11 protein-coding genes and 1 other RNA gene are annotated in these 10,413 nt (G+C 45.5%); 7 read left to right on the plus strand and 5 right to left on the minus strand.

Going from position 1 to position 10,413, the window contains the following annotated elements; translation table 11 throughout:
* Positions 1-37: 37 nt before the first annotated feature.
* From NA986_RS24050 to pnuC, 3 genes are all read left to right on the plus strand, one after another.
* A non-coding RNA gene (locus NA986_RS24050) (RtT sRNA) lies at positions 38-163 on the plus strand.
* A gap of 294 nt (positions 164-457) precedes the next feature.
* Positions 458-1,501, plus strand: a complete 1,044-nt coding sequence (gene nadA / locus NA986_RS24055; RefSeq protein ID WP_023215864.1) for a quinolinate synthase NadA — start codon at positions 458-460, stop codon at positions 1,499-1,501.
* Positions 1,502-1,525: 24 nt separating this feature from the next.
* The gene (pnuC, locus tag NA986_RS24060) at positions 1,526-2,245 is read left to right on the plus strand and encodes a nicotinamide riboside transporter PnuC (RefSeq protein WP_001728872.1); all 720 of its coding nucleotides are present in this window, start codon (positions 1,526-1,528) and stop codon (positions 2,243-2,245) included.
* Here pnuC and zitB read toward each other — a convergent pair.
* Both zitB and NA986_RS24070 read right to left on the minus strand, forming a co-directional pair.
* Positions 2,242-3,180: a CDF family zinc transporter ZitB gene (gene zitB / locus NA986_RS24065; RefSeq protein WP_000951250.1), complete on the minus strand. Its 939-nt coding sequence runs from the start codon at positions 3,178-3,180 to the stop codon at positions 2,242-2,244. The two genes, pnuC and zitB, sit on opposite strands and share 4 nt — an antisense overlap.
* Positions 3,181-3,290: 110 nt before the next feature.
* A complete protein-coding gene (locus NA986_RS24070; RefSeq protein WP_000784380.1) occupies positions 3,291-3,677 on the minus strand; it encodes a YbgS-like family protein in 387 nt (128 codons plus the stop codon).
* A 319-nt stretch (positions 3,678-3,996) separates the two neighbouring features.
* On the opposite strand from NA986_RS24070, the gene aroG reads away from it, so the two are divergent.
* On the plus strand, positions 3,997-5,049 hold the full coding sequence (aroG, locus tag NA986_RS24075; RefSeq protein WP_001109234.1) for a 3-deoxy-7-phosphoheptulonate synthase AroG: 1,053 nt from the start codon (positions 3,997-3,999) through the stop codon (positions 5,047-5,049).
* A gap of 93 nt (positions 5,050-5,142) precedes the next feature.
* Here aroG and NA986_RS24080 read toward each other — a convergent pair whose 3' ends face one another.
* Together NA986_RS24080 and NA986_RS24085 are read right to left on the minus strand one after the other, a co-directional pair.
* Entirely contained in the window at positions 5,143-5,688 is a 546-nt protein-coding gene (locus NA986_RS24080) for a FumA C-terminus/TtdB family hydratase beta subunit (protein ID WP_000970374.1), read from the minus strand.
* Positions 5,689-5,702: 14 nt separating this feature from the next.
* Complete coding sequence (locus tag NA986_RS24085) at positions 5,703-6,548, minus strand: fumarate hydratase (protein ID WP_000086831.1); 846 nt, start codon at positions 6,546-6,548, stop codon at positions 5,703-5,705.
* 129 nt (positions 6,549-6,677) lie between these two features.
* Between NA986_RS24085 and NA986_RS24090 the strand changes: the two genes are divergently transcribed.
* The gene (locus tag NA986_RS24090) at positions 6,678-7,568 is read left to right on the plus strand and encodes a LysR family transcriptional regulator (protein WP_000405927.1); all 891 of its coding nucleotides are present in this window, start codon (positions 6,678-6,680) and stop codon (positions 7,566-7,568) included.
* Here the strand turns inward: NA986_RS24090 and NA986_RS24095 are convergent, their stop codons facing one another.
* On the minus strand, positions 7,569-8,552 hold the full coding sequence (locus NA986_RS24095) for a LysR family transcriptional regulator (protein ID WP_077911515.1): 984 nt from the start codon (positions 8,550-8,552) through the stop codon (positions 7,569-7,571).
* A 222-nt stretch (positions 8,553-8,774) separates the two neighbouring features.
* Here NA986_RS24095 and NA986_RS24100 point away from each other — a divergent pair, with 222 nt between their 5' ends.
* Positions 8,775-10,043 (plus strand): SLC13 family permease, encoded by a 1,269-nt coding sequence (locus NA986_RS24100; RefSeq protein WP_000074129.1) that lies wholly within the window; start codon positions 8,775-8,777, stop codon positions 10,041-10,043.
* Positions 10,044-10,092: 49 nt separating this feature from the next.
* On the plus strand, positions 10,093-10,341 hold the full coding sequence (locus NA986_RS24105) for an oxaloacetate decarboxylase subunit gamma (protein ID WP_020898560.1): 249 nt from the start codon (positions 10,093-10,095) through the stop codon (positions 10,339-10,341).
* Positions 10,342-10,413: the final 72 nt, after the last annotated feature.

Genomic DNA, 10,413 nt, shown 5'->3' on the forward strand with positions numbered 1-10,413 from the left:
ACCCACCAATGTAAAAAAGCGCCCTAAAGGCGCTTTTTTGCTATCTGCGATTTATAAGATTCGAACCTGCCGCAGGTCCGGGTCTCACGCAGTGAGACAACGGAGCCGTTTACGGCGACGGCCCGAAGGGCGAGCGAAGCGAGTCATCCTGCACGACCCACCAATGTAAAAGAGGGCGCTGGCGGCGCCTTTTTGCTATCTGCGATATGGAAGATTCGAACCTGCCGTAGGTTTGGGTCTTGCCTGATGCGCTGCGCTTATCAGGCCTACAGACGGCGCCGCTCACGTAGGCCAGATAAGACGTTACGCCGCCATCAGATACGGGGCTACGTAATTATTGTGACTTTCCTTATTGAATCAGCTATCTTGTTTAGCATATAAAACAAATTAACCGATTGTGGCGTTTATTACGCTTTCATTCGGTTGTTTCGTTAAGTCAGTAAAACGAGAAGCCACGATGAGCGTAATGTTTGACCCACAAGCCGCAATCTACCCGTTCCCGCCGAAACCAACGCCGTTGAACGACGACGAAAAGCAATTTTATCGTGAGAAAATCAAGCGGTTGCTCAAAGAGCGCAATGCCGTCATGGTGGCGCACTACTACACCGATCCGGAAATTCAACAGTTGGCAGAAGAAACCGGCGGCTGTATTTCCGACTCACTGGAAATGGCCCGTTTCGGCGCGAAGCACGCCGCATCCACGCTGCTGGTAGCGGGCGTACGGTTTATGGGGGAAACCGCCAAAATCCTCAGCCCGGCAAAAACCATTCTTATGCCTACCCTGGCGGCGGAATGTTCGCTGGATTTAGGCTGCCCAATAGACGAATTTAGCGCTTTTTGTGATGCACACCCTGACAGAACCGTAGTGGTCTATGCTAACACCTCTGCTGCTGTTAAAGCGCGTGCGGACTGGGTTGTGACCTCCAGTATCGCCGTAGAACTGATTGAGCATCTGGATAGTTTGGGGGAAAAAATTATCTGGGCGCCGGACAGACACCTGGGGAATTACGTGCAAAAACAGACCGGGGCCGATGTACTGTGTTGGCAAGGGGCGTGTATCGTGCATGACGAGTTTAAAACCCAGGCGTTGACCCGTTTAAAAAAAATCTATCCCGATGCCGCTCTTCTGGTTCACCCTGAATCGCCGCAGTCCATTGTCGAAATGGCCGATGCGGTGGGCTCCACCAGTCAGCTTATTAAGGCGGCAGAAACGCTGCCGCACAGACAGCTTATCGTGGCGACCGATCGCGGCATCTTCTACAAAATGCAGCAGGCGGTGCCTGAAAAAGAACTGCTTGAAGCGCCCACGGCTGGCGAGGGGGCGACCTGCCGTAGCTGCGCGCACTGTCCGTGGATGGCGATGAATGGCCTGAAAGCCATTGCTGAAGGGCTGGAGCAGGGAGGCGCGGCGCATGAAATACAGGTTGATGCGGCGCTACGCGAGGGCGCATTACTGCCGCTCAACCGGATGCTGGATTTTGCGGCTACACTTCGGGCGTAAAGACGGAAATCTTTGGGGGAGAGAATGGATTTTTTTAGTACGCACAACATACTGATTCATATTCCGATTGGCGCTGGCGGGTACGATCTCTCGTGGATCGAAGCGGTAGGAACCATCGCCGGCCTGCTCTGTATTTGGCTTGCCAGTCTGGAGAAGATCAGCAACTACTTTTTTGGACTGGTTAACGTCACCCTGTTTGCGATTATTTTCTTTCAGATCCAGCTTTATGCCAGCCTGTTGCTGCAACTCTTTTTCTTTGCCGCCAATATTTATGGCTGGTATGCGTGGTCGCGGCAAACAAAGGATAATGAAGCCGAGCTTAAAATCCGCTGGCTGCCGTTACCAAAAGCAATGGCATGGCTGGCGATATGTGTGATAGCTATCGGTTTGATGACGCGATATATCGATCCCGTATTCGCCGTCCTGACGCGCGTGGCCGTCGCCATTATGCAGATGCTGGGGTTACAGGTGACAATGCCTGTACTGCAACCGGACGCTTTCCCGTTCTGGGACTCTTGCATGATGGTGCTGTCTATCGCGGCGATGATTCTGATGACACGCAAATATGTCGAAAACTGGCTCCTGTGGGTGGTAATCAACGTGATCAGTGTGGTGATTTTTGCTTTGCAGGGCGTCTATGCGATGTCGCTGGAATATCTGATCCTGACATTTATCGCCGTGAACGGTAGCCGCCTGTGGATAAACAGCGCGCGGGAGCGAGGATCGCGCGCGCTTTCCCGTTAATGGTGATGAACATGCCCGGATGGCGTCTGATTCAGATGACAGTCCGGGCCGTGACACACTTGATACTCCATCTGAATCGTAGCGTGCGCAATATGGTATTCGTGCATCAGGAAATCCTGGATACGTTCCAGCAGCGCATCATGGTCGTGTGGCGGAATGACCTGAGCGTGCAACGTCATGACCGGTTTTTCGCCGACCATCCAGACATGCACATGGTGTACGTTGCGGACTTCGGGGATTTCCCGACTTAAATGGCGCTGTAAGGCATTAATATCCAGTGAAACCGGCGCGCCTTCCAGCAATTCGTTGACGCTATCTTTTAACAAACGCCAGGCGCTGCGTAGCACCAGTACCGAAACCAGAATAGAGAGAATCGGGTCCGCTGGCGTCCAGCCCGTCCAGATAATGATCAACGCGGCGACTATTGCGCCGACGGAACCCAGCAAATCGCCCATCACATGTAGCGCGGCAGCGCGCACGTTCAGGTTTTTTTCATCGCTTCCCCGATGGAGAATCCAGAACGCAAACAGGTTCGCCAGCAGACCCGCAACCGCAATCACCATCATCAGATTGCCCGCCACCGGACGTGGCGTGTAAAAGCGCTCTATCGCTTCCCAGACAATGAGAAGGGTAATGACCACCAACGCAATGGCATTCACAAAGGCCGCCAGAGTGGTGAGTCTTAGCCAGCCAAAAGTGTGGCGAACAGTCGGGGGACGACGGGAAAATTGAACCGCCAGCAGCGCAAAGAGAAGGGCCGCCGCGTCGGTGAGCATATGTCCCGCATCCGCCAACAACGCCAGAGAGCCGGAGAGTATCCCGCCCACCACCTCAAGGAGCATAAATCCAGCAGTGACGATAAAGGCGAAAAGCAGGCGACGAGCATTATTATCTTTCGGCAGGTGTGAATCGGCATGAGAGTGTGAGTGCGCCATAACGTCATTCCTTTGTTATTCTCATCAATACTGTAGACATCATACTGATTTTTCGCTGACAAAATAAAAAGGAGAGCGAAAGCTCTCCCGTTATCAGACTTTTTTCTGCATTACTGTGTGGTACCGTCGGTTTTGGTATTCACGTCATTATTGACGCCATTACCGGTTTCCACTTTTTTATTAATATCCGGGCAGCGACCGTCTTTACACATGGTATTTTTATGCTCTTCATCCTTGGTCATTCCGTCATGATTCATGGTTGAACCGTCTGGATGCTGCATCGTGCTGTTAGTATTGCCGTTGGTATTGATGTCGTTGTTATTCACATCATTCGGCGCTACATTCTGGCGGGCGTCCGGGGCAACCTGACCGGCATTTGCCGCCGAGTTCGCCTGGCCATTACTGGATTGCGCGTTAGATTCAGCAGCTAACGCTGCGCCGCTGGCAAGGCCGAGGGTAGCGGTGAGTAAAAGCGTAGTCAGTTTTGTCATTTTCATAAGATGCTCCTGTTATGGTGGATATGTCGGATAACCTCTTCCAACAGTGCACGTGTCAGTCAAATCCTCAAATAAGGGATAAAAAGCGTTCGCCGCCGCGGGTTAACGCAGCAGAGAATCTTGCAATAATTCATAAACAGAGTGGTTACAGTTAAAAAGTGTAGGTTAGATCCCATTTTTCGCTACATTTGTGCGTTTTTTTCCTGAATTCCAGGATTATTCCGTTCAAAGTGTAAAAGCCCGTTTACACTATTTAATTGAAGAGATAGATTGGAGGGATTGCATTCATTGGGATAAGTACGGCAACACTGGAATAAACATGAATTATCAGAACGACGATTTACGCATTAAAGAAATCAACGAGTTATTACCTCCGGTCGCGCTGCTGGAAAAGTTTCCCGCCACGGAAAATGCAGCAAATACCGTTGCTCACGCGCGCAAAGCTATCCATAAAATTCTCAAAGGCAATGACGATCGTCTGCTGGTGGTGATCGGTCCTTGTTCAATTCATGATCCGGCAGCGGCGAAAGAGTATGCCGCCCGTTTGCTGGCGCTACGTGATGAGCTTCAAGGCGAGCTTGAAATTGTCATGCGCGTCTATTTTGAGAAACCGCGTACCACCGTCGGCTGGAAAGGGCTGATTAACGATCCGCACATGGATAACAGCTTCCAGATTAACGACGGTCTGCGTATTGCGCGCAAACTGCTGCTGGATATTAACGACAGCGGCCTGCCTGCCGCCGGCGAATTCCTCGATATGATCACGCCGCAATATCTGGCCGATCTGATGAGCTGGGGTGCCATTGGCGCGCGGACTACTGAATCCCAGGTTCATCGCGAACTGGCGTCTGGCCTCTCTTGTCCGGTCGGTTTTAAAAATGGTACTGATGGCACGATTAAAGTCGCCATTGACGCCATCAACGCCGCCGGCGCGCCGCATTGCTTCCTCTCCGTCACTAAATGGGGTCATTCGGCGATTGTGAATACCAGCGGCAACGGCGACTGCCATATCATTCTGCGCGGCGGTAAAGCGCCAAACTATAGCGCGCAGCATGTTGCTGAGGTGAAAGAAGGCCTCACCAAAGCGGGACTGACGCCGCAGGTCATGATCGATTTCAGCCATGCCAACTCCTGTAAGCAATTTCAAAAGCAGATGGAGGTTTGCGCCGATGTCTGTCAGCAGATAGCGGGCGGTGAAAAAGCGATTATTGGCGTGATGGTCGAGAGTCATCTGGTAGAAGGAAACCAGAGTCTGGAAAGCGGTCAGCCGCTGACCTACGGTAAAAGCATTACTGACGCCTGTATTGGCTGGGAAGATACCGATGCGCTGCTTCGTCAGTTGTCGGCAGCGGTAAAAGCCCGTCGCGGCTAAGTTTATTTTCTATCCTGTCGTGAAGTGCAGGATAGAAAACATATCGGTCCGGTAACAGTCTACCGGACCGATATTGCCAATATTAATGTATTATTATTTGGCGTACTTAGGTACTTCCTGCTTCTGGAGGGTATTTCCTTCCGAATCAATTCCTACAATGACTCTATAGCGGTCAAAATATAACTTCTTAATGGATTCTGTTCCTAATTCTTCGTAGGCAACAATTTCTACTGATTTAACATGTTTTGTATTAATTGCAGACGCTCCTCCAATCCCGAGTAGCGAAACCCCACCGTATTTTTTACAAAGCTCAGCGACATAATCAGCACGATCGCCTTTGCCAAGAAACGCAGTTGCTCCTTGTTGAAACATCATTTCTACAAATGGGTCCATACGCGCGGCCGTTGTAGGACCGTTGGAGCCAATAGGTAAACCAGGTCTGGCAGGGCAGGGGCCAGCATAGTAAATCGTTTGGTTTTGAAAATCGACTGGTGATTTTTCTCCGTTACTAAGCGCTACTTCGATTTTTTTATGCGCGGCGTCACGGCAGGTGTAAGCAAATCCAGTGAGAAATAATATATCGCCGACCTTAAGAGTTTTCGCTTTCTCTTTAGTCAATGGTAATGTTAATTCCATCATAGCTTCTCCAGGTATTAAATGATTTCACTAGCGTGGCGGCTTGCATTACATTGGAAATTGATTGCGACTGGCAGTGCAGTGATATGGCAAGGATAGTAATCGACATGCACGCCTAACGCCGTAATACGCCCGCCCATACCTAAAGGGCCGATCCCTGTATTATTCACGGCCTCTAATAATTCAGCTTCGAGCTGGGCATAAAGTGGTTTAGCATTGAACTCACCAAGAGGGCGTAATAATGCTTTCTTCGCCATCCACGAACAGTGATCCATTGTACCGCCAACGCCGATACCAATAATATAAGGAGGGCATGGATTGCCTCCTACACGACGGACAGTTTCCAGAACAAAATCTTTTATACCATCAATACCATCGCCGGGAAGCAATGTTTTAAAAGTTCCCATATTTTCGCTACCGCCGCCCTTTGGCATAACGGTAATTGTCACTCGGTCACCATCAACAATTTCAGTATGTAAAATTGCAGGAGTATTATCATTAGTATTAATACGTTCTAATGGATCTGCAACCATGGATTTTCTTAAGTATCCATTTTCATAGCCCTGGCGAACACCCTGGTTCACCTGATCTTTAAGCGGCTTACCTTCCCAGCATACATGTTGTCCAATTTCCATTATAACGATACAAGTGCCGGTATCATGGCAGCATGCAAGTTGTTCTTTTTTTGCATACTCTCCATTATCAATTAATATCTTAATGGTTTCCTTGCCGATCTTTGACTCTTCTTTATCATATGCTTTACGAAAAGAACACATGAGATTATCATCCAGTTCATAACAAGCTTTTTTTACAAGTTTTTCGATAACCGGAATGATAATTTCTGTATTTAATATACGACTCATACTCCCTCCAGTGCTATGTTGCATTGTTTTATCCATTGATCACATTTTCATGATATTCGTATTCATTGTAGGAAGGAAATATGTTATTTTTATTAAATGATAAATTTTATTTATAGTAGTGGAAAATAAATGGAAATTAGACAATTAGAATATTTTGTAAGCGCTTCTTTGTTAGGTAACTTAACCAGAGTTGCTGAGCGGCATTTTGTTTCTCAACCTAATATCACCATTGCTATTAAGAAGTTAGAGACTGAATTAGGGGTGACATTATTTGACAGAAAGAAAAATAAACTTGTCCTTACTGAGGAGGGCATGTTTTTCTTACAAAAAATTGAACCTATCCTTATTGCGTTAAAAAATAGCGTAGCGGAAATGAAAGATTATCGTAATGAAAATGGTGGCATAGTAACTTTGGGGATCCCACCGATGATAAGTTTGTTTCTTTTTTCACCGCTCTTCAAGCATTTCCGAGAGATTTATCCAGAGATGGAACTCTCTCTTGTTGAAGAGGGGACTTTTGGTTTACATGATAAACTTTCTGCTGGAGAGCTGGATCTTGCTATTGTTATTATTAATGACTGTCCAAAAGAATTAGTTACGGTACCATTAATGACTCAGCAGCACGTGGTATGTATGTCAGATAAACATCCCCTGGCAAAAAAGGATAGTATCGATTGGGAAGATCTACAATATGAGCCATTGATACTAATGAAAAAAGATTCCTGGCATAGAAAAACGATTATTGAAGAATGTACAAAGCGAGGAATTCATACACATATTTTTCTATCATCAAACAGGGTTCAAACCAACATAGATCTGGTTGCTAAAAATGAAGGAATTTCTTTCATTTTGGACGCTGTCGATCTTAAAGCCGAAAAAGTAATAACCAAGGCCATGACTGAGCCGACTTATGTTACGATTGGTTTGGCCTGGAAGAAAGATAAATATTTATCATATGCAACCAGAGCGTTAATTAAATTCATTGAGGATTATATTAAAGAACATTTTACAATTAAATAATTATATTTGTTCTTCAACAAAAATTTCCCATAGCTCTTCGGCATCTCGAGGCATTCTCTTGGCTGGTCTATAAAGTCTTATTTCTATGGGTACCCATAAATTGCTTTCTTTTTTCGCTGCAGTAACAATAGTTTTAGCCTCTATATCTTGCCTGGCAAGGCTTTGAGGTATCCAGGCAACACCATCGCCAGATCTGACCATTGCCAATAGTGTTGCTGCCAGATCGGCCACAAAGGCAACATTTATATTATGGGTAATTCTGTTAATAGACGCTGTATTTGCTATTATTCTTCCCAGACCTGACTGTGATGAAAAAGAAAGGTAAGGGAATTGAATCTTATTATTTATATTCCACAACGGTTTTAACGTTTCTGAGTCTGGTTTACTGAATGGAATTAATGTATCAAACCCAAGACGAATGCTCATAAAGTTATTTTTATTTAAATTTAGATGCATATGTGGGTGATGGTGACACAGCAAAAATTGTGAATCTCCCTGCCGCATCATTTTTTCGCACGCATTCAATGAGTCAGATAAAAGACGAAATGAACCAAATTTTGCAATTTTATCACTCTGTTTTAACAAATGCGGTACAAAAGAGAAAGACAAAGCATGCGTTGCTGAAAAAACAAGACTAGGTTGTTTATTACCTGCGGCCTCAAGGGTATCACTTTTCAATGTGTACAAGGAGTGGATCAGTTCGGGAAGCTGGTCTGTAAATACTTCTCCGGCCTTGGTAAGGGTGACTCCCCGTTTACTTCTTTCAAAAAGGGGCGTACCCACCCATTCTTCGAGAGATTGTATCCGACGACTAAATGCGGGTTGAGTCACATATCTTGAGGCAGACGCTTTTGAGAAATTCAACGTTTCTTTTAGAGCCAGACAGTCTTCGAGCCATGTTAGTTCGAGGTGATGCCGATATTGCATAAGCTGCAACCTTATTAGCATTGGATGAGTTTCATTTATATAAGTAGCATTATACACAGACAGATTTTAAGAGGAAATTATTTGATTAAACAGAAACAGAAGCAGTAAGAATATGTTATGCCTTTGTCGGGTAAGTGTTGTTATTTATGTGAGTGTATTCTTTCTCAATAGAAATTAATTAGATGTAATTTTAGTATAACATGTGATTTATGCTTGTTGCAGTTGTATTCATGACTGTAATGAGTTGTTTTTGTACCCTAATAATATAAGGACGTATACATGTCACCAGCGATTATTACTTTGTTGGTTTTAGTGGTTGCAATAATTATCTTTGTTAGCGATCGTCTTCCTATGGGATTAGTTGCATTTATGGTCCCAATGGCACTTTATTTTACGGGTGTTATCGATGCTAAGGATATTTTTGCTTCAATCGTAAATGCGAATGTTATTCTTATCGTCGCCATGTGTGTACTCGGTGCGGCATTTTTTAAAACAGGTTTGGCATGGCAATCAAGTAAAATTTTACTAAAATATGCTAAAACAGAAAGAAGCCTTAGTGTATTGATTTTTCTTATTGGTGGAGTTATGTCTGCCTTTGTTTCTAATAGCGGAACAGTTGCTGTGCTAATTCCTATTGTTTTAGGTATTGCCGCCAGTAGTCAGATTAAGCCTATTAAACTTCTTATGCCTCTGGTTTTTGGGGCAACAATCGGTGCTGACATTTCTATTATCGGTTCGCCAGGAAATCTGATTGCTAAAAATACTATTGAAACTTTTAGTAAGGGAAGTCTGTCGGTGCCATTTTTCGAATACGCTAAAATTGGTATTCCTTTGCTGATTGCATGCTCTATATTTCTCTATTTCTTCGGTTCAAAACTCATCGCAGATCGTGATGGAAATACACAATCTGATTCTCAAATGGATTATAGCCAAATTCCGGCCTGGCATAGAAATTTAACTTTAGCCGTTTTTATTCTGTCTATCGCTGGAATGGTGGCAACTGATTATATTAAGTTTCTGCCTCCAATGCATATTATTGCATGTTGTGCGGCTATTGTTCTTGTATTCGCTGGCGTTTTAACACAAAAGGAAACTTTTAATTCTTTTGAAACGCTAACTGTTTTCATGCTTGCGTTTATGATGCCTTTAGGTGCCGCGCTTAATTCTACTGGTGCTGGAGAAATGATTGCCAATGCCGTTATTTCAGTAACCGGAGATTCTGGCGTTATGATTATTATGGCGTCATTGTGGATACTTACATGGGCTTTGACTCAAGTAATGAGTAACACTGCAGCATGTACGTTGTTATGCCCGGTAGGATGGACTATCGCACAGTCTATTGGCGCAGACCCTCGTGCAGTTGTTATTGCTGTTTTTATTGCGAGTAGTGTTGCTGTTTGTACTCCAATGGCTATTCCAGCAAACTCAATGATTATTGGTCCGGGGAATGTTAAATTTAAAGATTTCTTAAAACCCGGATTGGCGATTAGTTTGGTTTGTTTTATCGTTAGTATGATTTTACTACCGGTATTTTATCCCTTCTATTAATGCCTGATATTACTTTTCTATTTTAGATTATTAAATTTGAGACTTTATTATGAATAGTTCAGTGCTATTAGGTGAAGGCTTCACTCTGATGTTCCTCGGCATGGGGTTCGTGCTGGCATTTCTGTTCCTGCTGATTTTCGCCATCCGCGGCATGTCCGCCGCCGTCAACCGTTTCTTCCCTGAACCGGCTCCGGCGCCAAAACTGGCACCTGCCGCCGCCGTGTCCGCGGACGACTTTGCCCGCCTCAAGCCGGTGATTGCCGCCGCTATCCACCACCATCGCCGCCTTAACCCTTAATTTACGGAGGAATCCATGACCATTGCCATTACCGATGTTGTCCTGCGCGACGCCCACCAGTCTCTGTTCGCC

Origin of the sequence: Salmonella sp. NW177 (assembly GCF_051811585.1) — a bacterium.
Taxonomy (GTDB): Bacteria; Pseudomonadota; Gammaproteobacteria; order Enterobacterales; family Enterobacteriaceae; genus Salmonella; species Salmonella enterica.